Source organism: Nonomuraea aurantiaca (assembly GCF_020215705.1).
GTDB classification, from domain to species: domain Bacteria; phylum Actinomycetota; class Actinomycetes; order Streptosporangiales; family Streptosporangiaceae; genus Nonomuraea; species Nonomuraea aurantiaca.
Map to the genome: position 1 here is coordinate 172,602 of NZ_JAIWNB010000015.1, position 22,158 is coordinate 194,759.

At 70.6% G+C, this 22,158-nt stretch carries 17 protein-coding genes and 1 pseudogene; 6 read left to right on the top strand and 12 right to left on the bottom strand.

The genetic code is table 11. The features are described from left to right. Positions 1 to 84: 84 nt before the first annotated feature. The 3 genes from LDL49_RS31715 to LDL49_RS31725 form a co-directional block, all read right to left on the bottom strand. Positions 85 to 1,302 carry an acetyl-CoA C-acetyltransferase gene (locus LDL49_RS31715; protein WP_225296384.1) on the bottom strand — a complete coding sequence of 406 codons (1,218 nt, stop codon included), beginning with the start codon at positions 1,300 to 1,302 and terminating at the stop codon, positions 85 to 87. 156 nt (positions 1,303 to 1,458) lie between these two features. Beyond that, positions 1,459 to 2,802, bottom strand: coding sequence for a PQQ-binding-like beta-propeller repeat protein (locus LDL49_RS31720; RefSeq protein WP_225296385.1), 1,344 nt, complete (start codon positions 2,800 to 2,802; stop codon positions 1,459 to 1,461). Positions 2,803 to 2,860: 58 nt separating this feature from the next. Further along, positions 2,861 to 3,844 carry an SGNH/GDSL hydrolase family protein gene (locus LDL49_RS31725; protein WP_225296387.1) on the bottom strand — a complete coding sequence of 328 codons (984 nt, stop codon included), beginning with the start codon at positions 3,842 to 3,844 and terminating at the stop codon, positions 2,861 to 2,863. A gap of 130 nt (positions 3,845 to 3,974) precedes the next feature. Here LDL49_RS31725 and LDL49_RS31730 point away from each other — a divergent pair, with 130 nt between their 5' ends. Beyond that, positions 3,975 to 5,345, top strand: coding sequence for a cystathionine beta-synthase (locus tag LDL49_RS31730; protein WP_225296389.1), 1,371 nt, complete (start codon positions 3,975 to 3,977; stop codon positions 5,343 to 5,345). Here LDL49_RS31730 and LDL49_RS31735 read toward each other — a convergent pair. After that, positions 5,342 to 6,199, bottom strand: a complete 858-nt coding sequence (locus LDL49_RS31735; RefSeq protein ID WP_225296391.1) for an NAD(P)-dependent oxidoreductase — start codon at positions 6,197 to 6,199, stop codon at positions 5,342 to 5,344. The two genes, LDL49_RS31730 and LDL49_RS31735, sit on opposite strands and share 4 nt — an antisense overlap. A gap of 66 nt (positions 6,200 to 6,265) precedes the next feature. On the opposite strand from LDL49_RS31735, the gene LDL49_RS31740 reads away from it, so the two are divergent. Beyond that, positions 6,266 to 9,940 carry an AfsR/SARP family transcriptional regulator gene (locus LDL49_RS31740; protein WP_225296393.1) on the top strand — a complete coding sequence of 1,225 codons (3,675 nt, stop codon included), beginning with the start codon at positions 6,266 to 6,268 and terminating at the stop codon, positions 9,938 to 9,940. A gap of 297 nt (positions 9,941 to 10,237) precedes the next feature. Here LDL49_RS31740 and LDL49_RS58555 read toward each other — a convergent pair. Further along, positions 10,238 to 11,071: pseudogene (locus tag LDL49_RS58555) on the bottom strand (sensor histidine kinase); the annotation flags it as partial. A gap of 21 nt (positions 11,072 to 11,092) precedes the next feature. On the opposite strand from LDL49_RS58555, the gene LDL49_RS31750 reads away from it, so the two are divergent. Together LDL49_RS31750 and LDL49_RS31755 are read left to right on the top strand one after the other, a co-directional pair. Next, positions 11,093 to 11,302: a hypothetical protein gene (locus LDL49_RS31750; RefSeq protein ID WP_225296395.1), complete on the top strand. Its 210-nt coding sequence runs from the start codon at positions 11,093 to 11,095 to the stop codon at positions 11,300 to 11,302. 118 nt (positions 11,303 to 11,420) lie between these two features. Next, a complete protein-coding gene (locus LDL49_RS31755) occupies positions 11,421 to 12,560 on the top strand; it encodes a cystathionine gamma-synthase (protein WP_225296397.1) in 1,140 nt (379 codons plus the stop codon). A gap of 29 nt (positions 12,561 to 12,589) precedes the next feature. On the opposite strand, the gene LDL49_RS31760 is transcribed toward LDL49_RS31755, so the two are convergent. Both LDL49_RS31760 and LDL49_RS57300 read right to left on the bottom strand, forming a co-directional pair. Next, positions 12,590 to 13,024 (bottom strand): hypothetical protein, encoded by a 435-nt coding sequence (locus tag LDL49_RS31760; RefSeq protein ID WP_225296399.1) that lies wholly within the window; start codon positions 13,022 to 13,024, stop codon positions 12,590 to 12,592. A gap of 10 nt (positions 13,025 to 13,034) precedes the next feature. After that, positions 13,035 to 13,160: a hypothetical protein gene (locus LDL49_RS57300; protein ID WP_263655728.1), complete on the bottom strand. Its 126-nt coding sequence runs from the start codon at positions 13,158 to 13,160 to the stop codon at positions 13,035 to 13,037. A 140-nt stretch (positions 13,161 to 13,300) separates the two neighbouring features. On the opposite strand from LDL49_RS57300, the gene LDL49_RS31765 reads away from it, so the two are divergent. After that, complete coding sequence (locus tag LDL49_RS31765) at positions 13,301 to 13,723, top strand: DUF6292 family protein (protein WP_225296401.1); 423 nt, start codon at positions 13,301 to 13,303, stop codon at positions 13,721 to 13,723. An 81-nt stretch (positions 13,724 to 13,804) separates the two neighbouring features. On the opposite strand, the gene LDL49_RS31770 is transcribed toward LDL49_RS31765, so the two are convergent. The 3 genes from LDL49_RS31770 to LDL49_RS31780 all read right to left on the bottom strand — a co-directional run bounded on the left by LDL49_RS31770 (position 13,805) and on the right by LDL49_RS31780 (position 17,979). Beyond that, positions 13,805 to 15,760 carry a vWA domain-containing protein gene (locus LDL49_RS31770; RefSeq protein WP_225296560.1) on the bottom strand — a complete coding sequence of 652 codons (1,956 nt, stop codon included), beginning with the start codon at positions 15,758 to 15,760 and terminating at the stop codon, positions 13,805 to 13,807. A gap of 30 nt (positions 15,761 to 15,790) precedes the next feature. Beyond that, positions 15,791 to 16,525, bottom strand: a complete 735-nt coding sequence (locus tag LDL49_RS31775; protein ID WP_225296404.1) for a hypothetical protein — start codon at positions 16,523 to 16,525, stop codon at positions 15,791 to 15,793. A gap of 62 nt (positions 16,526 to 16,587) precedes the next feature. Beyond that, positions 16,588 to 17,979, bottom strand: a complete 1,392-nt coding sequence (locus tag LDL49_RS31780; protein ID WP_225296406.1) for a sigma 54-interacting transcriptional regulator — start codon at positions 17,977 to 17,979, stop codon at positions 16,588 to 16,590. Positions 17,980 to 18,150: 171 nt separating this feature from the next. On the opposite strand from LDL49_RS31780, the gene LDL49_RS31785 reads away from it, so the two are divergent. Next, on the top strand, positions 18,151 to 19,335 hold the full coding sequence (locus LDL49_RS31785) for an FIST signal transduction protein (protein WP_225296563.1): 1,185 nt from the start codon (positions 18,151 to 18,153) through the stop codon (positions 19,333 to 19,335). A gap of 24 nt (positions 19,336 to 19,359) precedes the next feature. On the opposite strand, the gene LDL49_RS31790 is transcribed toward LDL49_RS31785, so the two are convergent. Together LDL49_RS31790 and hppD are read right to left on the bottom strand one after the other, a co-directional pair. Continuing rightward, on the bottom strand, positions 19,360 to 20,772 hold the full coding sequence (locus LDL49_RS31790; protein ID WP_225296408.1) for a M1 family metallopeptidase: 1,413 nt from the start codon (positions 20,770 to 20,772) through the stop codon (positions 19,360 to 19,362). Positions 20,773 to 20,968: 196 nt separating this feature from the next. Beyond that, positions 20,969 to 22,078, bottom strand: a complete 1,110-nt coding sequence (gene hppD, locus LDL49_RS31795) for a 4-hydroxyphenylpyruvate dioxygenase (RefSeq protein WP_225296410.1) — start codon at positions 22,076 to 22,078, stop codon at positions 20,969 to 20,971. Positions 22,079 to 22,158: the final 80 nt, after the last annotated feature.

Consider the following 22,158-nt stretch of genomic DNA (forward strand, 5'->3'; position numbering starts at 1 on the left):
CCCGGACCACCCCGGCTCACACTCGCGCCGGGGGTACCAGGCCCGGGCGGTGCACCGCCGGGCCGTGGAACGCCGGTCGTGAGACTAGGAGAGGCGTTCGAGGATCATCGCCATGCCCTGCCCGCCGCCCACGCACATGGTCTCCAAGCCGATCGACTTGTCGTGGTGGCGGAGGCTGTTGATCAGCGTGGAGGTGATGCGCGCGCCCGTCATGCCGAACGGGTGCCCGACGGCGATGGCGCCGCCGTTGACGTTGAGACGGTCGAGGTCGATGCCCAGATCCCGGTAGGACGGGATGACCTGCGCCGCGAACGCCTCGTTGATCTCCACCAGGTCCACGTCGTCGATCGCCATCCCCGCGCGCGACAGCGCCTGCTTCGACGCCTCGACCGGACCGAGGCCCATGATCTCGGGGGACAGGCCGGTGACGCCGGTGGAGACGATGCGCGCCAGCGGCGTGATGCCCAGCTCGGCCGCCCGTGTATCACTCATCACGATGACGGCGGCGGCGCCGTCGTTCAGCGGGCAGCAGTTGCCGGCCGTGACCGTGCCGTCGGGGCGGAAGACCGGCTTCAGCCCGGCCACCCCCTCGTACGTGGTCCCGGCCCGCGGGCCGTCGTCCTTGCTGACCACGGTGCCGTCGGGGAGCGTCGCCGGGGTGATGTCCTTCTGCCAGAAGCCGTCGGCCAGCGCCTTCTCGGCCAGGTTCTGGGAGCGGACGCCGAACTCGTCCTGGTCGCGCCGGGTGACGCCCTTGATCTGGGCGAGGTTCTCGGCGGTCTGGCCCATCGCGATGTAGACGTCGGGGATCGTGTCGTCCTCGCGCGGGTCGTGCCAGCTGTGCCCGCCCTCGGCGGACGCCTTGCTGCGCCCGATGGCGTCGTTGAAGACCGGGTTCTGGGTGTCGGGCAACGAGTCGGAGTTGCCCTTCACGAACCGCGACACCATCTCCACGCCCGCGGACACGAACACGTCGCCCTCACCCGCCTTGATCGCGTGGAACGCCATCCGGGTGGTCTGCAGCGACGACGAGCAGTAGCGGGTGACCGTGGTGCCCGGCACGTTGTCGAGGCCGAGCAGCACCGACACCACGCGGGCCATGTTGAAGCCCTGCTCGCCGCCGGGGAGGCCGCAGCCGAGCATGAGGTCGTCGATCGTCGTCGGGTCGAGCTGCGGCACCTTGGCGAGCGCGGCCTGGATCATCTGCACGGTGAGGTCGTCCGGACGTATGTCCTTCATCGACCCCTTGAAGGCCCGCCCTATGGGCGAGCGAGCGGTAGCGACGATCACAGCTTCAGCCATCTTCATCCTCCTGTGTCGGCCTTTAGAACTATATTCCAGTCCGGGGGGCGGAGCACGGGGGGTCCCGACCGCGGTACGCGGGCGGCGCCCGTCCAGAGGTCGGGCGCCGTGACCTGCGCGTTCTTGGCGACTTCGAGGCCGTAGGGGGATGGGCCGTCAGCCGTACATGCCGGGTGCCGTGGCCGTGCCGTCGTTGACGGCGTGGACGGCGCCCTTCTCGTCACGCCAGAGGCGCCAGCCGTCCTGGCTGCCGGTGAACCACGGGGGCGGGGCCGTCGCCGAGGCGAGCCGCTTGCCGGTCGCGAGGTCGTACTCGCAGACGGCGGCTATCGAGTAGAAGCCGGGGGACTGGCCGCGGAGCGGGAGCGGCTTGGGGTCCGTGACGCAGAAGGACCAGCCGCGCTGGTCCTCGACCGGGACCGGCCCGCCCGTCGTCAGGTCGAAGGCGGCGCCCTTGGCGTCGTGCTTGAGGAAGCCGAGCTTCTCCATGCGGTCGGGGAAGGCCAGCCACCAGCCGGAGCCGGGCACCTCGGAGACGGGGATCTGGCCGACGACCCGGCCGCTCTCGGAGTCGAGCCGGGCGAAGCCGCCATAGGTGCCCTGCCGGTCGACCGGGCGCACGACGGGGGCGTAGCCGGGGCTGCCGCTGGGGTAGACGCGGACGACCGAGGGACGCATCCAGTTGATCGTGCCGTCGCTGATCTTGACGGAGAACAGGCCGAAGGTGGAGGCCTTCTTCGTCCGCGGGTTGGTGTAGGGGGCGACGTAGCCGATCAGGTTGTCGCTGGTCGCGCCGAAGGCCCACCCGCCCGACATGTCGATGCCGGGGCCGAGCGCCTGCTGAATCGGCTGCTGCCACTGCAGCTTGCCGGTCTTGAGCTCGTACGACTCGATCATGGGGTTGGCGGCCAGGCGGAGCAGCAGCACCCGGTCGGGATCCGACCACTCGACCTCGGCGATGCCGGGCAGCTTCCACAACTGCTTGCCGCTGACCGGGTCGAGCACCACCACGCGGGCGGTGGAGAGCGCGGTGTGTTCCGACAGGCAGATGTAGGTCCCGCAGCGCTGGGGGCCGAACGTCGAATGCACCGGCCGCGTCCACTTCTGCGCGCCGGTGCGCGCGTCGCGGGCGACGATGCCGGCGTTCCAGCGGCCCTTCTTGACCGGGTCGACGGCCACGACGACGGCCTGGCCGGGAGCCGTCTCGACGATGGCGGGCGCGGAGACCCCCATGCCGGGCAGCCGGCCCGCCATGGTGGCCGGCTGGGCCCAGAGCTTGTTGCCGTGGGTGAGGTCGACGGCGACGGTCTCCAGCGTGCCGTCGGGCTTCATGGAGGTGGTCGTGACGACCCCGCCCGCGGCCGACATCCGGCTGACCGCGTCGATCTCGTCGTTGTGCCAGGTCGGGAAGTGGACCGTGGCCGCGCCGCTGTCGGAACAGCCGGCCAGGGCCAGGATCCCGGCGAGAGTGAGGGCGGCGTTCGCGAGGGGCCGAAGCACGAGCAATCCACTCCAAAGGGACGAGGAGTGACGGCTTCGGTTCGGAGGGTGACCGGGATCAGGCGTCGTTGGGCGACTCTCCCAGCCGGCGGCGGAACAACGTCGCCCACTTGCCGTGGAGACCCGTCGCCCGCCCGGCGACCGTGGTCGCGGAGACCTCGGTGCCGGGCTCCTCCGCGGCCGTAGCCGCCGCGAGGTAAATCGGTTGCAGTCCTTCGCCGCGCGCGGGTCGAGGCTCGGGCCACAATCCCAACGCAGCGCATACAGAAGGTAGCACTGCGTAAGCTGCCTGTGCGTAACCTCGGGCAGATGGGTGGAAACGATCGGGTCCGAACATCTCGCCCGGATTTGTCGCGAAATCCGGTCCCAGGACGTCGGCGAACGAGACCGTACGCCCGCCCGCGTCGACCACCGCGACCGTCTGGGCCGCGGCCAGCTGGCGGCTCCAGCGCCGCGTCACCCAGCGCAGCGGCTGCGCGATGGGCCGTACGGTGCCGAGGTCGGGACAGGTGCCCACGACCACCTCGGCGCCCGCCTCGCGCAGCCGGCGCACGGCATTGCTCAGGTGGCGTACGGCCACCGCGGGCGGGGTCTGGGTGGTGACGTCGTTCGCGCCGACGAAGATCACGGCCAATTGGGGCTCCGCCTTCAGCGCCCGGTCGACCTGGCCGGCGAGTTCGGCCGACGGGGCTCCCGACTTGCCGACCACACGGAGGCGTACGGGGCGCTCGGCGACGGAGGCCAGGCCGTGCGCGAGCAACACGCCCGGGGTCCCGGCCGGATCGGTCATCCCCAGGCCGACGGAGAGGGAATCGCCCAGCAAGACCATGGTGAGCGGGGTGCCGGGGAAGTCGCCGTAGACGCCGTCGGAGGGCGGCCCCTCCATGCCGTGGGGGCGGCCGATCACCTTCCTGGCCAACAGGCTTTCGGCCATCAGCAGGCCGTACGCGGTGGCTCCGAGAGCCGTCAGACCGCCTCCTCCGAGTGCCGCCGCCGTCGCGATCTTGCGCGCCGCTCGCGCCGTGCCCGCTGCCCAGACCATGTGCGTTGCTCCCCTCGACCGAACACGGCGGTAGCGTTTGCCTTGAAAACTAGCCGAGTGCCCGCCACCCCCACGGGAGCTCGGCCCTCGGCAAGCTGACCAAGCTTCGGCAAAGAAGGTGAACACCTCGGTGCGCGTTTACGATTCCCTGGTCGAGCTCATGGGCAACACACCGCTCGTCAGGATGCACAAGGTCTCCGCCGGCCTACCCGCCCAGGTGCTCGCCAAGGTCGAGTACTTCAACCCGGGCGGCTCGGTCAAGGACCGCATCGCGGTCCGCATGATCGACGCGGCGGAGGCGTCGGGGGAGCTCCGGCCCGGTGGCGTGATCGTCGAGCCGACGTCCGGCAACACGGGCGTGGGCCTGGCCATCGTGGCCCAGCAGCGGGGCTACAAGTGCCTGTTCGTGGTGCCCGACAAGGTGGCTCAGGACAAGATCGCCGTGCTGCGCGCCTATGGCGCCGACGTCGTGGTCTGCCCGACCGCCGTGTCGCCCGACCACCCCGACTCCTACTACTCGGTGTCCGACCGGCTGGCCCGCGAGGTGCCCAACGCCTGGAAGCCCGACCAATACTCCAACGTCAACAACCCCGACTCCCACTACCACTCGACCGGTCCCGAGGTGTGGGAGCAGACCGAGGGCCGGGTCACCCACTTCGTGGCGGGCATCGGCACCGGGGGCACGATCAGCGGCGCCGGCCGCTACCTCAAGGAGATCTCCGATGGTCGCGTGAAGATCATCGGGGCTGACCCCGAGGGCTCCGTCTACTCGGGCGGTTCGGGGCGCCCGTACCTGGTGGAGGGCGTCGGCGAGGACATCTGGCCGGCCACCTACGACACGAAGATCTGCGACGAGATCATCGCGGTGTCCGACAAGGACTCCTTCAACATGACCCGGCGGCTCGCCCGCGAGGAGGCCCTGCTGGTCGGCGGCTCGTGCGGGATGGCCGTGGTCGCGGCGCTGGAGGTGGCGGCCAAGGCGGGGCCCGAGGACGTGGTGGTCGTCCTCCTGCCCGACGGCGGGCGCGGCTACCTGTCCAAGATCTTCAACGACGACTGGATGGCCGACTACGGCTTCCTGACCACCTCGTCCGAGGAGGGCCTGGTCCGTGACGTACTGGCCCGTAAGGGGGCGGGCCTGCCGGAGTTCGTGCACGTGCACCCGCACGAGTCGGTCGGTACGGCCATCGCCATCATGCGCGAATACTCGGTGTCGCAGCTCCCGGTGATGAAGGAGGAGCCGCCGGTCATGGCGGCCGAGGTGGTCGGCTCCATCGTCGAGCGCGACCTGCTCGAAGCCCTCTACCGCGGCCGGCTCTCCTCCGAGGACACGATCGCCGAGCACATGTCGTCGCCGCTGCCGATGATCGGCAGCGGCGAGTCGGTGGCGCGCGCGGTGGAGGCGCTGGAGAAGGCGGACGCCGCCGTGGTGCTCGAAGAGGGCAAGCCGGCCGGGCTACTGACCCGCCAGGACCTGCTCGCCTTCCTCGCCAACCACTAGGGCTTTCTGATCGACTCGATCACGGTGCCGAGGCCCTCCGAGCCGCGTCCCTCGGCGTCCGCCCGTTCGAACAGCTCCTTGAGCGCGTTCGGCACCGTGGTCTCCAGCCCGGCGTCCTTCAGCGCGTGGACGACGTGGTCCATGCCGACCGCCTGCATGTGCAGGGAGTTGAGCTCGCCCGGGTACACCCCGGCCGCGGCCTCCTCGGCGAGGATCTTGGCGAACCCCATCGGCCCGTCGCCTCCGAGCTGCGTGAACGTCTCCCTGGCGAACGGCATGAAGTCCCTGGGCGGCACCCCCGCCGTGCCGAGCAGCGCGAGCGCGTGCATGTAGCTGGTCAGGCTGGACCAGAAGATCAGCAGCTGCGCCTGGTAGTACATCATCGCCAGGCCCTGGTCCTCGCCCACATAGGTGATCGTGGCCAGCGCCTTGAGGGTCTCGGCGTGCCGGTCGACGGCGTCCTTGGGGCCGCTGTAGAAGGTGTACGCCATGGGTAGCCCGATGGCGGGCGGCGGCACCATGATCCCTCCGGTGACGAGCGTGCCGCCCCGCCCGGCCACCCACTCCGCCGCCGCGCGCAGCTCCTCCGGGGTGCCCGAGCTGAGGTTGACCAGCACCTTCCCGTCCAGCCGCGCCTCGCCCAGACTGTCGTACATGGCCTGGTAGCTCACCTGGCTGATGACCAGCAGCTCGCCTTCGGCCGCCTCGTCCGCTAGCCGGGCGCCTCTGGCCACGAGCGGGTCTGTCTTACTCTTTGTACGGTTCCAGACGGTCACCTCGTGGCCCGCCGCGAGGAACGTCTCCGCCATCTTCGACCCCATCGGGCCCATGCCGATCACTGTCACTCGACTCATGAGGCCCACCATCGAACGTCCCCCTACGGAAATCCTTCCGCCTCGCTACGGGTTGTCCTTGACGTGGTGAGTTTCGGGGTGCTCGGGCCGCTGGCCGTCTGGACGGACGACGGCCGCCCGATCCAGGTGACGGAGCCCAGGATGCGGGCGTTGCTGGCCGACCTCCTGGCTCACGGGGGCGGGCCGGTCTCGATGGACCGGCTGATCCACGACCTGTGGGGGGAGCGGCCCTCGCGCAATCCCGTCGGCACCCTCCAGGCGCGCGTCTCCCAGCTCCGCCGCGCCCTCGGCGACCCCGGCTCGATCGTCCACACCCCGGCCGGCTACCGCCTGGCACACGCCGACCCCTCTCGGGCCGGAGACCGCCGAGAGGCGAGGCACTCCGGTGTCGCGCTGGACGCGGGCCGGTCTCGTGCGGCGCCGGGTGAGGGTCGCTCTCGTGTCGCGCTGGAGGAGGGCCGTTTTCGTGTCGCGCTGGACGCTGACCGGTTTCGCGAGCTCGTCGGCGAGCGTGCCGCGGATCCGCGTGAGCGGGCGGCTCAGCTCCACGAGGCGCTGAGCCTGTGGCGCGGTCCCGCGTACGCCGACCTCGCCGACGAGGAGTTCCTCCGTCCGGAGATCGCGCGTCTGGAGGAGCTGCGCCTGGCGGCCCTCGAAGAGCAGGCGGAGGTACGGCTTGCCCTGGGCGAGAACGTGGACTTGGCCGACCTGGTCTCCCGGCACCCGTTGCGCGAGCGCCTCCGTGCCCAGCACATGACGGCCCTGTACCGGGCCGGACGGCAGAGCGAGGCATTGGCCAGCTATGGCGAGCTGCGCGAGCGGCTGGCGGAGGAGCTGGGCCTGGACCCGACCCCTGAACTGGCGGCACTCCAGGAGGCGATCCTTCGGCAGGATCCTTCGCTCGTCCGGCAGGCCACTCCGCCCGCTGCCCAGCCGCCCCGCTCCAACCTGCCGTCGCCGCTCACGGAGCTGATCGGCAGGGACGCGGAGGTCGCCCAGGCCCGCGCCCTGCTGGACGCCGCCCGCCTGGTGACGCTCACTGGACCAGGCGGCGTGGGCAAGACCCGCCTTGCCCTGGAAACCGCCCGTTCCCTCCTCGACTGCAGCACCGCCGCTCCCGACGAAAGCACCGCCTTTTCTGACGGGGTGTGGCTCGTGGAGCTGGGCGGGCTCACGGACGTGGCCGAGGCGGTCGCGGGCGTGCTCGGCGTACGCGACGACGACGCCGCGCCACTTCCGCCGAGGCTGGCGACCGCCCTGGCCGCCAAGCGCGTGTTGCTCGTACTCGACAACTGCGAACACCTGGTGGAGGAAGCGGCGGAGCTGATCTCCGTACTGCTACGGGCCGCCCCAGGGCTGCGGATCCTGGCGACCAGCCGGGAACCGCTCCGGGTGACCGGCGAGCGCGTCCATGTCGTACCGCCGCTGACCGAGCCCGACGCCGTACGCCTCTTCACGGTCCGCGCCGGAATCGAGCCGAACACGGCCACCAGCGACGCGACCTCCGCGGGCGCGACCTCTTCCGGCGTGACCTCCAGGGCCGTCGCCTCCAGGGACGTGACCTCCGGGGCCGCGACCCCCAGCGACACGACCTCTACGGGCGCGACTACCTCGGGCGCCGCCACCTTGGGCGCGGCCACCACGGGCGGGACCAGCGGGCCGAGTAAATCGAACGAGGTGGGTGAGGTGGTCGCGACCATCTGCCGACGGCTCGACGGTCTCCCGCTGGCGCTGGAGCTGGCCGCGACGCGGGTGCGCGCCTTGGGTGTGCGGGAGGTGGCCGAACGGCTCGACGACCGGTTCCGGCTGCTCAGTTCCGGCATGCGTGACGCGCCCTCGCGCCAGCGCACGCTCCGGGCGGTGATCGACTGGAGCTGGGATCTGCTGTCCGATCACGAGCGGGTCGTGCTGCGGCGGCTGGCCGTCCACGCGGACGGGTGCGCGCTGGAGGCGGCCGAGGCGGTCTGCGCCGAGCCCGGGGTGGACGTAGTGGACGTGCTGGCCCGTCTGGTCGACCGCTCGCTGGTGGTGGTGTCCGCCGGGCCCAGGTACCGGCTGCTGGAGTCCGTCGCGGTCTACTGCGCCGAGCGTCTGGTGGAGGCGGGTGAGCACGGGCGGATCGCCGTACGTCACGCCCGTTACTACACGGCGCTGGCCGAACGGGCGGACCTGCGCGGCCCAGGGCAGAGGCAGTGGCTCGAACGCCTGGACACCGAGACCGCCAACCTGCGGCTCGCCCTGTCAGGCCCGGAGCCGCTCCGCCTGGTCAACGCGCTGGCCTGGTACTGGTTCCTACGCGGCCGCAGGGGTGAGGCCCGCCGCTCCCTGGCCACCGCCCTGTCCAGCGCCACCCCGGCGCCCGGAGCCGTCTCGGGGTTCGGAGCCGCCTCGGAGTCCAGTGTCGCCTGGGGACCCGGAGCCGCCTCAGGGTCCAGCGTCGCCTGGGGGTCCGGAGCCGTCTCGGGGTCCAGTGTCGCCTGGGGGGCCAGTGTTGCCTTGGGGTCCGGAGCCATCCCGAGATCCGGAGTCGCCCCGGCCGCGCCCGCCACCGATCTGACCGCGGGTCGGGCGGCTGTGGCGTCGGTGTGGTTGGCGGGGATGGCGTTGTCCGTCGGGGAGCCGGCGCCGCCGGTGCGGGTGGCCGGGCTTGATGTCGAAGGGCGGGCCCTGGCCGACTGGTTTCTGACCCACGTGCGCTGGGCGTACGGCGATCATGCGGCGCACGAGGCGGCGGCGAGCCGGGCGCTGGCCGCGTTCGAGGCGCTCGGCGACCGTTGGGGGATCGCCGCGGCGCTCAGCCTGCGCGCGAAGCTGGCCGTCGGCCGGGGGGACCTGGCCGCGATGGAGCGGGACGGGCGGCGGAGTCTGGAGCTGTTCGTCGCGCTGGGTGACGCGTGGGGGCGGTTGGAGGCCATGGACGCGCTCGACCGGCTGGCCGAGATCCGGGGTGACTACGCCGAGGCCGCCAGGTTGCGTGAGGAGCAGTTGCGGCTGGCCGAGGAGCTCGGCTTCGAGGTCGCGTTCAAACTGGCCGGGCTGGGCCGTGTGGCCCTCCTGGCGGGCCGGTTCGAGCGAGCCGACCACTATCACGAGCGGGCCAGGCTGCTGGCCGTGGAACAGTCCTACAAGGCCGCGGAGGAGCATGCCGTGCTCGGGCTGGCACTGAGCGCCAGGCGGCAGGGCGACTATGTGCGGGCGGAAGGGCTCCTGACGCCGTGGCTCGGCTGGCTGCGCGAGGTGCGGGGGACACCTGGCATCGCGTTCGTCCTGGCCGAGCTGGGGTTCGCCGCCGAGCAGCGCGGTGACGCCGGGACGGCGCTGGCCAGGCAGCGGCAGGGCTACGAGGCGGCCCGGGCCACCGGCGACCCGAGAGCGGTCGCGCTCGCCTTGGAAGGGCTGGCGGGCGCGCGATCACTGTCACTGTCACTCACGGCCGAGCAGACCGGGAACGGACGACCGGCCTACTGGGAGGCGGCCGAAATGCTTGGTGCGGCGGCCGCGCTCAGGGAGGCGGTGGGCGTACCCCTGCCCGCCCCGGAGCGGGCCGACGTGGACCGGATCACCGCCAGGCTGCGTGCGGCGATGGGTGCGGAGTTCGACGTGGCGCACGCCTCAGGACGTGGGAAACTCCGCGACCACTTCCCAGGCGCCGTCGGAACCGGGCCCGGCGTAGAGGCGGCCGCCCAGCGCCTCCACCCGCTCGGTCATCCCGACCAGCCCGAACCCGCCGCCCAGGCGTGAGAGCCGGGGATCCGCGGCTGAGCCGAAGTTGCGGATGCGCAGCAGCACGAGCTGGTCGAACCGGCGCAGCTCGGCCTCGACCCAGCTGGCCCCCGGCGCGTGCTTGCGGATGTTGGTGAGCGCCTCCCGCAGCACCCGGTGGACCGTCGTCATGACCTCCGGCGCCAGGGTGTGGTCGTCGATGCCGGATCCGATCTCGAACGCGACGCGCGGCCCGTTCTCCGAGAACCGTTCTGTCAGCAGCCGCAGATCGGCCAGCGACGTGCCGGGGGTCCTGGCGGCCTCGTCCTCGGCCCGCAGCACGGTGACCAGGCGCCGCATCGAGGTGAGCGCGTCCGTCCCGGCGCTGGCGATGGCGTCGAGGGCGGGCAGCACGGCGTCGGGCTTCATGCCGGCGACCGTGCGGGCGGCCTGCGCCTGTACGACGATGCCGGTGATGTGGTGGGCGACCAGGTCGTGCAGTTCCCTGGCCAGCTCCAGGCGCTCCGCACGCCGTACGGAATGGACGGCCTCCTTGCGGCGCTCCTGCTGGAAGCGGAGGTAGCCGCCGACGGCGGCGGTCATCGTCCACGCGGTGAAGAGGATGAACGAGAAGACCAGCTTGTTGTGGGGATCACGCGAGGCGCCCTCTGCCATGAGGACGACCAGCGCGGCGCCCCCGAACACCGCGGCCCGCTTGACCGGCTCGACGTGACGCAGCACGCCGATCGTCAGGATGATCAGCGCGCCGGTCTCCGCCGAGCCGGGCGCGCCCGCGAACTCGCTGACGGCGATCACCAGCGAGACGACGAGCGAGAGGGCCAGCATGGCGACGAACGTCTCGACCCGGAAACGGCGCCGCAGGACGGCGGCCGCGATGCCCGCGATCCCGCAGACCGGCACGAGCCACTGGACGCCGCCCCTGGTGCCGGCTATGGCGAGGTCCATGAGGAGCATCATGGCCAGCCAGCCGATCGCCGCGATGTCGCTCAGCCGGCGGATCCAATAGACGACACGCTTGCCTTCCCCCACCCCTGGGAGCCTAAGCCGCAAGTCGGATGGTGGGCATCGACCGTTCGGTTGAGGGGGCTCGCCGAGGACCAGTCCTTCAGCGGAGGCGGAGGCGGGGGGCCGTCGACGAAGCTGGTACATGTCCGGAAGGGGGACGGGAAAATGATTGTCATTGGGTTCGTACTACTGGGTGTCGGTCTGGTTGTGGGTCTGCTGCTGGCGCTGGCCGACCCGGTGCTGCTCTCCCGCATCAACGGGGAGCACGCGGAGGGTGGCAGCGGCCGCCACATCCAGGTGCCGGCACGCGACGCCGATGTCATACCGCTGGCGCCGCGGGCGGGCGGCGACAGGAAGAAGCCTCAAGCAGCCTGAGACCTGGCTCGCGCGGGGCATGACGCGAGAGCCGCGCGGGCGCGGTTGGGGACGGCGCCCGCCTCGGCCCGCGGTCCGTGGGGAACGGGCCGCGGGCCGCTTCCGTTACCGTGGGCCTATGACGAACGGTTTCGAAACCCTGGCGATCCACGCAGGTCAGGAGCCTGACCCGCTTACCGGCGCGGTCGTGCCGCCGATCTATGCGACGTCCACCTACAAGCAGGACGGCGTGGGTGGCCTGCGTTCCGGATATGAGTACAGCCGCTCGGCCAACCCGACCAGGACCGCGCTGGAAGAGGCGCTGGCCGCGGTCGAGGGGGGCGCGCGCGGGCTGGCGTTCGCGTCGGGCCTGGCGGCCGAGGACACCCTGCTGCGCGCTCTCTGTCAGCCGCAGGACCACGTCGTGATCCCCAACGACGCCTACGGCGGTACGTACCGGCTGTTCGCGAAGGTCGGTGAGCGCTGGGGCCTGCACTATGACCCGGTGCCGCTCGGCGACCTCGACGCCGTGGCCGCGGCGATGACCCAGAAGACGCGGATCGTCTGGGTGGAGACGCCGACGAACCCGCTGCTCGGCATCGCCGACATCGCCGCGCTCGCCCAGCTGGCCCATGACAACGGGGCGCTGCTGGTCGTCGACAACACCTTCGCCTCGCCCTACCTGCAGCAGCCGCTCGCGCTGGGCGCGGACGTGGTCGTGCACTCCACCACCAAGTACGTCGGCGGCCACTCCGACGTGGTCGGCGGCGCGCTGATCGCGGCCGACGAGTCGGTCGGCGCGGAGCTGGCCTTCCACCAGAACGCGATGGGCGCGGTGGCCGGGCCGTTCGACGCCTGGCTGACGCTGCGCGGGCTCAAGACCCTGGGTGTACGGATGGACCGCCACTGCGACAACGCCGAGCGGATCGTCGATCTGCTGCTCGCGCACCCGCGCGTGACGCAGGTGCTCTACCCGGGAATGGGTGACCACCCCGGGCACGAGGTGGCCGCCAAGCAGATGAAGCGGTTCGGCGGCATGGTGTCGTTCCGCGTCGCGGGCGGCGAGGCCGAGGCCGTCGAGGTGTGCAACCGGGCGAAGCTGTTCACGCTGGGCGAGTCGCTGGGCGGTGTCGAGTCGCTCATCGAGCACCCGGGCAGGATGACGCACGCCTCGGCGGCCGGCTCACCGCTGGAGGTGCCCGCCGACCTGGTGCGGCTGTCGGTCGGCATCGAGACGGTCGACGACCTGCTCGCCGACCTCACGCAGGCGCTCGGCTAGGAACCCGGTACGACCGTCAGGACGCTCGGTCAGGCACCTGGTACGACCATCAGGAACAGGATCACCAGCCAGATCAGGGACAGCAGCCCGCTGATGGCGGCGATCCTGCCGTTCTGCACCTTCGCGTCGTCTTCCGGGGTCTCGGTGCCGAGGACCCGGACGGCGGCGCGCAGGTCGCGGTCGATGATGACGAGCAGCACGGCGGCCACGATGAACAGCGTCATCGAGGCCGTCATGTACCACTTGCCGAGCACGCCGCCGCCGATCGACATGCCGACGGCCAGCCCGAAGATCAGCACACCCAGCGAACCGATGCTGTAGATCCGGGTGGTCCGCTGGATGTTCTGCAGGACGGGCACGTTCTTGCCGCGGATGGCCCGCGGCGCGGCCATGGTGGCCGCGGTGAGCGGGCCGATCGTGAAGATCGCGAAGCCGATGTGCAGCCAGAGAAGCAGGGACGACATGCGAAGGAGACTAGTCCCCGACGATCTCGCCCGTGGACTCGACACTCTGTTTACCCTCTGAGGAGCAGCGCATGATGAGCTCGGTGGCCGCGATCGCGACCACCATGAGCACGATCAGAAGAATCATGGCAATCATGGAGCCCCCCTCCTTCCCCGTGGCGGACGTGAATATCGTCCGTAATGACTAGACGCTCTGGCAACGGAATAAGTTCAGCGCGGGTATGGTTGACCACCGTCGCTTTTTCCTTACCGTCTGGGCACAAGGGGGTGCCGTCCGTGGCCATCAGGCATGTCGAGCCGTATACCGACGAGTGGCTGCAGCAGCCGACCGGCTATGTGCAGCGGGTCGTCGACCTGCTCGAAGCCGAGGTCGCCGACTGGTGGGAGGGCCCCTGCGAGCCGCGTGGCGCGACCGTCCGCCTGGTGGACGGCAGCGCGCTGGTGTGGGATGAGGAGAGCGGGTGGCGGCTCGGCTGCTTCGTCTCCGGCGGTCGCGGCGAGCACACCCAGCTCGACGGCGTCCGTTATCTGGGGGGCGGCCTGCTGCCCCGGCCCGAGCGTGTGCCGTCGGCGTTGAACGACGCCCGCACGGGCGTGGGCGCCAGCTCCGCCTGGCGCCCCTGCTACCGCTCGCACCGCAACTGCCGGGACGGCTTCGACGTCGCCCTCGACTTCTACGCGCCCCTCGTCGACGCCTGACCGCCTGAAGACGCGCCCTGGTCGTACGACTTCAAGGACGCGTTCAGGCAGCCAGGCGGCGTTCGGACAGCAAGCCCGCGGTCAGCGGGACCGGCGCACCCGCAGGAAGTCGCTCACCACGTACTCGCCCAGCCGATCCGCGCTGGGGGAGAACACGCGACCGCCGTTGCGCCGCGCCACCTCGTCCACGAACTCCTTGAGGCGGTCGTCTCCGGCCAGCATGAAGATGTTGAGCGTCGCCCGTCGCCGCGTCATCTTGTCCACCTCGGCCAGCGTGAGCTCCAGCGTCTCGGGCGACGGCGGCCACTCGAAGGCCGAATGCCCGTTGCGCATCAGGTGGGCCGTCGGCTCGCCGTCGGTGACCACGAGCACGACCGGCTCGAAGTCGGGATGGCGATCCAGGTGCCGGCCGGCGATGAGCAGGGCGTGGTGCAGGTTCGTTCCCTGGACCATGTCCCAGTCGAGCCCGGCCAGCTCGTCCGGCTGCAGCACCCGCGCGTAGTTGGAGAACCCGATGATCTGCACCGCGTCCTGCGGGAACTTGGACGCGACGAGCGCCTGAAGGGCGAGCGCGGTCTGCTTGGCCGCCGCCCAGGTACCCCGCAGGGCCATCGAGTAGGACAGGTCGACCAGCAGGCAGACGGCCGCCGCGCTGCGCCGCTCGGTCTCGGCCACCTCGAAGTCGTCGACCGAGAGGTGTACGGCGCCCGACTCGGACTGGACGCCGCCGTTGCGGACGCCGTTGACCAGCGTGCGGACCACGTCGATCGGCTGCTCGTCGCCGAACCGCCAGGGCCGCGACGAGCCGGTCAGCTCCCCGGCCGAGCCGGCGTCGCGCTGGTCGTGGTCGCCGCGCCGGCCCGCGTCGAGCGAGGCGAACACCCGGCGCAGCGCGGTCTCGCCGAGCCTCCTGACGGCCTTGGGGGTGAGCTCCAGCTTGCCCCGGCGGCGCAGGAGGTAGCCCTGCTCCTCCAGCTCGCGTTCGATCCGCTTGAGTGCCTCCAGGTCGTCGACCGCCGAGCGGCCGAGCGCGCGGCGGATCGCGGACTCGTCGACGTCGTCGAGCCTGGCGCCCGGGTAGTCCTGGCGGAGCGCGGTCTCCAGCTGTGAGAGGTCGGCCAGCTCCTCCAGGGCGGTGACGGCGTCGCCCATGCCCAGGGGCTCCTCGCCGGTCAGCCGTTCGGGGGCGTCCCAGGCCAGGTCGGGCCGGCGGGCCTGGAGGGACTCGCCGAGACGGCGCATCTCGTCGGACAGCCCCGCCTGGTCGAGCGTCTGGCTCATCAGGTTGGCCAGCTCCTCGCGCTGGGCCGGGGTCATCGAGGCGAGCATGCGCTGGGTCGCGGCGGCCCGCCGGGCCAGGACGTCGACCAGCTCGTCGAGGTCACGCGGCTTCTCCGGGAAGAGATCGCCGTATTCCTTCATGAACGCGTCGAAGTCCTGCTGGGTGTGCTGACCTCTGGCGTCCTTGTCGAGCATGTCGTTGAGGTCCGACATCATCTGCCGGACGCGCTCCATCGCGGCCGGGTCCGGCTGGGCCAGCGCGTCGCGCAGCCCTCTGAACTGGCTGTCGAGCACTTCGCGGCGCAGCAGGTCGCGCAGCTCCTCGAAGGTCTGCCTGGCGGCGGCGGAGCGCCACTCGTAGGGGGTCAGCTGCTGGATCGCGCTGGCCGTGTCGTCGGGCAGCGAGTCGAGCTCGCTCTCGCGCAGCCGCGCGTCGTCGGACGGGTCGGGGAACAGCTCGGCCCGCTCCTGGCCGATGGCCTTGTCGAGGAGCGCCCGCGCCCGCTCCAGCGTGCCGTCGAGCCGGCCGCTCTCGCGCAGGTCCCTGCGGCGCCGTCGTACCTCTCTGAGCATGTCGTCGAGACCCCGGCGGTCCTGGGCTCCGGGCAGCCCGCGCTTGAGCAGGTCGCGCAGGGCGTGCACGGGGGTGGAGCCGGACAGGATGGCGTCGCCCATCTCGTCGAGCGCGGCGCGCACGTCGTACGGCGGGGCGAGGGGGTCGGGGCCATCGTTGTACTCGCCATAGCGGTAGGCCATCACGAACACACGCTAACCCGAGAACGAGGGCTACGCGTCCCCGAAGACCTCACGCACACCGGAGAGTTCGTTGACGTCCGGCACGTAATCGACCTGTACGAGCACCGGGTGCCCGACCGACTTGAGGGCTTTGGTGAAGTCGCGGCTCCCGCACGCCTTCTTGCCGAGGCCGTGCCCGTCGGCGTTGACCGGCCTGCCGGCCAGCCAGCCGTCGCCGCAGCGCCTGGTGGTCCTGGCGAACGACATCAGGTTCGTGTAGCCGAGCTTGACCGTCCGGCCCGCCCGGGTGAACAGGACCGTCGTGTCGTCCACCCGCTTGACCGTGCCGCGGGCGGTGCGCGGCTCGGTCCACTTGGCGAGCACCTCATTGATCTTGACGGCCTCGGTGCCGCGATACTCGACGCGGACCGGCGCGGGCCCGGAGGCCAGCTTGTCGGTCAGGGCGTCGGGCTTGCAGACGGTGGTGCCCAGGCCCTTGCGGTCGATCGCCACCCGCCCCTCGGTCTCCTTGAGGTCGCAGGCGACGGTCACCCGCCGGAACGCCGCCTTGGCGTAGTCGAGCCGCAGCTCCTTGGCGCCGGGGACGGCCTTGAACGTGTGGAGCGGCTTGCGGTACGTGGCGGCCATGGGCGTGACGCGGATTTCGGTCGTGCCGGTCGCCCAGGCGTACCCGTACACGATCTTGGTGTCCGCGGCGTTGGCGGGCACGGCGAAAGCGCACAAGGCGGTGGCGCTCAGGGCGGTGGCACAGACAAGCAGACGCATGGGCGGTCTCCCCCGACGGCGTGATCAATCATCACGTTCGACGAGTGAGACCGCCCGAATGTTCACGTCCGGTAGACGGAGACCCCGTCCACGTCGTCCTTGGACAGGCGGCGCATGAGATACAGCCCCTCCAGGGCGAACTCCAGCGCGGCCGCCGCGTGCCCGGGCGACTCCTCGCCCTCGCCCATGCCCAGCCGCGACATGACCTTCGCCAGGCCGGTGACCGGGCCGATGCGGCGCAGCAGCTCGGCGGCCGGGATCAGCTCGCCGGACTCCACCTGGTTGCCCTCGGCGAACTTGTCCGTCAGCGGCGACAGGTCCATGCCGCCCAACCGGCTCCTGAACGTCTCGGCCGTGGCCCGGCGGAGCAGGTGGGCGAGGATCTCGGTCTCCCTGCCCTCCTCGCTGACCTCGAACTCCACCTTGCCGCGCAGGCTGTGGACGACGCTGGCCAGGTCGCAGACGCGGGCGACGGCCTGCTCCTCGCCGGCGATCGCCCCCCTGCGTACGGCGGAGGCCATGGCGGTCTCGGCGGCCGCGATCGAGAACCTCGCCGACACGCCGGAGCGGGCGTCGACCGCGGTGGACTCGCGGACCAGGCGGGTGAACCGGGCGATCACCTCGACCAGGTGCTCGGGGAGGTCCGCCCCGATGTCCGGCATGGACTCCTGGCGGATGAGCACCAGCTCGTCCTCGACCGTCAGCGGGTAGTGGGTGCGGATCTCGGCGCCGAAGCGGTCCTTCAGCGGGGTGATGATCCGGCCCCTGTTGGTGTAGTCCTCGGGGTTGGCGCTGGCGATGAGCAGGATGTCGAGCGGCAGGCGCAGGTTGTAGCCGCGCACCTGGATGTCGCGCTCCTCCAGCACGTTGAGCAGCGACACCTGGATGCGCTCGGCCAGGTCGGGCAGCTCGTTGACGGAGAACACGCCCCGGTTGGTGCGCGGCACCAGCCCGTAGTGGACGGTCTCCGGGTCGCCGAGCGTCCGGCCCTCAGCGATCTTGATCGGGTCGACGTCGCCGATCAGGTCGCCGACGGAGGTGTCGGGGGTCGCGAGCTTCTCGCCGTAGCGCTCGTCGCGATGCTTCCACGCCACGGGCAGCTCGTCGCCCAGCTCCCGCGCGAGCGCGAGGCAGCGCGTACAGGCCGGCGCGTACGGATGGTCGTTGATCTCGCACCCGTCGACCACCGGGGTCCACTCGTCCAGCAGCCCGGTCACGGTGCGGATGAGTCGGGTCTTGCCCTGGCCCCGCTCACCGAGCAGGACGAGGTCGTGCCCGGCGAGTAGCGCCCGCTCCAAGTGGGGCAGGACGGAGTCGTCGAAGCCCACGATGCCTGGAAAACGGGGCTCACCTGCCCGCAGCTTGGCCAGCAGGTTTTCGCGGACCTCTGCTTTCACGGTGCGATGAACGTGACCGCTCTCTCGCAGCTCGCGGATATTTAGCGGCTGATGCACGGGAACGAGACTACGTCCCCTGGGACCACTGCGGCAGACACTTTCGCATCTGGCGGAGATTTCGGATCTTGACTATTGCGTGACGGTTCGTGCGCGTGCTTGTTCCTTTAATGGGGAGAATCGGTTCCTAGGGAACTTCGACCCGCTGAGGAGGCGAGATCCGTGGCTGTGATGACGAGCCGCTTCGCCGACGGCCTCGCCGTGGGTTCCGACCTGGTGGAGGCCGCGGAGCGTGCTGTCGGTCAAGCCCTGTCGAGACTCAGCGGCGAGGCGGACCTGGTGTGCTTCTTCATCTGCGGCGCCGATCCTGACGAGGTCGCCAGGGCGGGGGAGTCCGCGATGAGGCTGGCCCCCGAGGCCCACGTGATCGGCTGCAGCGCCACCGGCGTGATCGCCGACGGGCAGGGGGTCGAGCTGACGTCCGCCGTGAGCGCGTGGGCGGCCACGCTGGACGGGGCCGAGCTGACCACGTTCGCGCTGGAGACGCTGACCGCCGAGGACCGCTTCGTGGTGGTGGGGCTGCCGGAGCGGACCGCGGCGGATCACGTGGCGATCCTGCTGGCCGACCCGTACACCTTCCCCACGGACGCGTTCGTGGAGCGTTCTGTGGACGTGCTGGGTGATCTGCCGCTGATCGGCGGGCTGGCCAACGGGATGGGAGGCCGGGGGTCCGTACGGCTCTTCGCCGACGGCGAGGTCTACACCGAGGGCGCCATCGGCGTACTGCTCAGCGGCTCCGTACGGGTCAGCACAGTGGTCAGCCAGGGCTGCCGGCCGATCGGCCCGACCATGGTCGTCACCCGAGCCGAGGAGAACCTGCTGCTGGAGCTGGCCGGCCAGCCGGCCCTGGCCCGGCTGGAGGACATCGTCAGCGAACTCGACGAGGACGACCGCGAACTGGTCGCCGCCGGCCTGCAGATCGGCGTGGCCATGGACGAGTACGCCGAACGGCACGAACGCGGCGACTTCCTCATCAGAGGCGTGATCGGCATCGACCCGGAACGCGAGGCCGTGGCCATCGGCGACGTCGTGGACGTCGGCAGGACCGTACGCTTCCACGTGCGCGACGCGGCCACGGCGGACGAGGACCTCTACGACCTGCTCGACGCGCACCGGGAGGAGCTCGGCCGGATCGACGGCGCGCTGCTGTTCTCCTGCAACGGCCGGGGGTCGGCGATGTTCGGCACCGCCGACCACGATCCGGTGGCGCTGCGCGACACGCTCGGGCCGATCGGGATCGCGGGCTTCTTCGCCGCCGGTGAGGTCGGCCCGGTGGGCGGCCAGAACCACGTGCACGGCTTCACGGCGTCCGTGCTGGTCTTCTCGGCCCCCACGGATACGCCCGGCGCCCCGTAGCCCCGCGATCAGGCGGTCAGACGGTCAGGCGGCGGGTTTGGTCGGCTGGAAGAGCCAGGCGTCGAACAGCGGCTTGAGGTCCTTGCCCGAGAGCTTCTCGGCCAGCGCGATGAACTCGTCCGTCGTGACGTTGCCGTATTTGTGGTCGGTCGTCCACGTCTTGAGCAGCGTGAAGAAGGTCTCGTCGCCGATGGCCTTGCGCAGGGCGTGGAGGGTCATCCCGCCCCGGGTGTAGACGGAGTCGTTGAACAGGTCCTTGGGCTGGGCGCGGCCAGGCGGATATTTCCAGATCGGGTCGCTCGCGGCGCGGTTGTAGAAGGTCTGGAAGAGCCGGTCGGCGGTGTTGGTGCCCTTGTGCTCGGCCCAGAGCCACTCGGCATAGGTGGCGAAGCCCTCGTTGAGCCAGAGGTCGCGCCAGCGCTTGATGCTCACGCTGTCGCCGAACCACTGGTGGGCCAGCTCGTGCGCGATGATGCTCTGGTCGGGCTCGAAGCCGCCGTAGAGCGGCTTGGTCTGGTTTTCCAGGGCGTAGCCGGCCGAGAAGTCGTCGATCATGCCGCCCGTGGAGGAGAACGGGTAGGGCCCGAAGATCTTGCTCCAGTAGTCGGTGACCTCGCCCGACACGTTGTAGAGATCGTCGAGTGAGCCGCGGTGCTTGGGATCGACCGCCGCGAAGTTGGGGATGCCGCCCGGCGTGCGGCCCTTGCGCAGCTCGAACTTGCCGATCGTGGCCGTCGCGAGATAGCTCACCATCGGATGCCGCTCGCGCCACCGGAACGTGGTCTTGCCGTCGGTGGTCGTGGGCTCGCCGACCTGCTCGCCGTTGGCCAGCGCGGTCACGCCGTCGGGCACGGTGATCGCGAAGTCGTAGGCCGCCTTGTCGGCGGGGTGGTCGTTGACCGGATACCAGGTCTTGGCGCCGTCGGGCTCACAGGCCACGAACGCGCCGTCGGGCGTCGGGACGAACCCGAACGTGCCGAGGTTGGTGGAGTCCTTGATCGGCTTGGGCACCCCGGAGTAGGCCACCCTGACGGTGAAGTCGGCCTTGTCGCCGAGCGGCGTGGTGGGCAGCACAGCGAGCTCGGGGCCGTTGCGCGAGAAGATGGCCTTCACCCCGTCGACCGTGACCTCGCTCACGTCGAGGCCGGACAGGTCGAGGTCGAAGCGCGAGAGCGGCTGCGTGGTCGTGGCCTTGATCGTCGCCACACCGTCGAGGTGCTTGCTGCTCGGCGTGTAGCCGAGCTCGAGGTTGTAGTGGGAGACGTCGTAGCCGCCGTTGCCGTCGAGGGGGAAGTCGGGGTCACCGATGCCGGGCGCGCCCGTGTCGCCGCTCACCGGCCGGGCCGCTGTGGGCGCCATGGCGCCGTTGGACGGCGCGCAGGCGAGGATGCTCAGAAGCGCCACGAGCGAAGCGGCCCTGCGCTGGTCAAACCCCATAGGCTGCGCTCTTCCCTTCGCTAAGTGACAGGAATTCTACGCGGAGTCAGGCATCGACCACGACCGTCTTCGCGGCTTTGACATGCGGAGCCTGCTTGCGCGGGTCGAACAGGATCCAGCCTAGGTCCAGGAGACTTCCGGCGCGGCAAGCACCACAACTCTCGCCCCCGCGCCGTCAGAACAACCGCGGCGCGGTCTAAAGATTGCCCCTTCGCTCCTGCTCCCGCTCGATGGCCTCGAACAACGCCTTGAAGTTGCCCTTGCCGAACCCGAGCGAGCCGTGCCGCTCGATGAGCTCGAAGAAGACCGTGGGCCGGTCCTGCACCGGCTTGGTGAAGATCTGCAGCAGGTAGCCGTCCTCGTCGCGGTCGACCAGGATCTTGCGCTTCTTCAGCTCCTCGATCGGCGCCCGGACCCGCCCGATGCGCGCGCGCAACTCGGGGTCGTCGTAGTAGGAGTCGGGGGTGTCCAGGAAGCTCACCCCGGCCGCGCGCATGTGGTCGACCGTGGTCAGGATGTCGTTGGTGGCCAGCGCGACGTGCTGCACGCCCGGCCCGCGGTAGAACTCCAGATACTCGTCGATCTGCGACTTCTTGCGGCTCACGGCCGGCTCGTTCAGCGGGAACTTGACCTTGCGGCTCCCGTCGGCCACGACCTTGGACATCAACGCCGAGTACTCGGTGGCGATGTCGTCGCCGACGAACTCCGCCATGTTGGTGAAGCCCATCACGTTCTTGTAGAACTCCACCCACTCGTCCATCCGGCCCAGCTCGACGTTGCCCACACAGTGGTCGACGGCCTGGAACAGCCGGCCGGTCCTGGTCGCCGGCGGGGCGACGAGCGGCTCGGCGGGCACGTAACCGGGCAGGTAGGCGCCGCTGTAGTTGGACCTGTCGACGAGCGTGTGCCGCGTCTCGCCGTAGGTGGCGATCGCCGCGAGCACCACCTTGCCCCGCTCGTCCTCCAGCGTGTACGGCTCCGCCAGCCCGCGAGCCCCCTGCTCCACGGCGTGCCGGTAGGCGGCCTCCACGTCCGGAACCTCGATGGCCAGGTCGATCACCCCGTCACCGTGCTCGGCGACATGTCTGGCCAGGTCGGTCCCCGGCCGGATCGAGGCCCTGAACTCGAACCTGGCGCTCCCCGAGGTCAGGACATAGGCCGCCGCGTCGCGGCTGCCGTTCTCCGGCCCGCGATAGGCCACCAGCCGCATGCCGAACGCGGTCGAGTAATAGTGAGCCGCCTGCCTGGCGTTGCCGACGGCGAACACCACGGCGTGCATCCCGTTAACCGGAAAGACATCAGTCATAGCATCAATACTCGGATTTGCTGGACGGGTTGAGCAACAGTCGCTTTCTTGCCTGGACAATATGTACAACCCATTCCCCA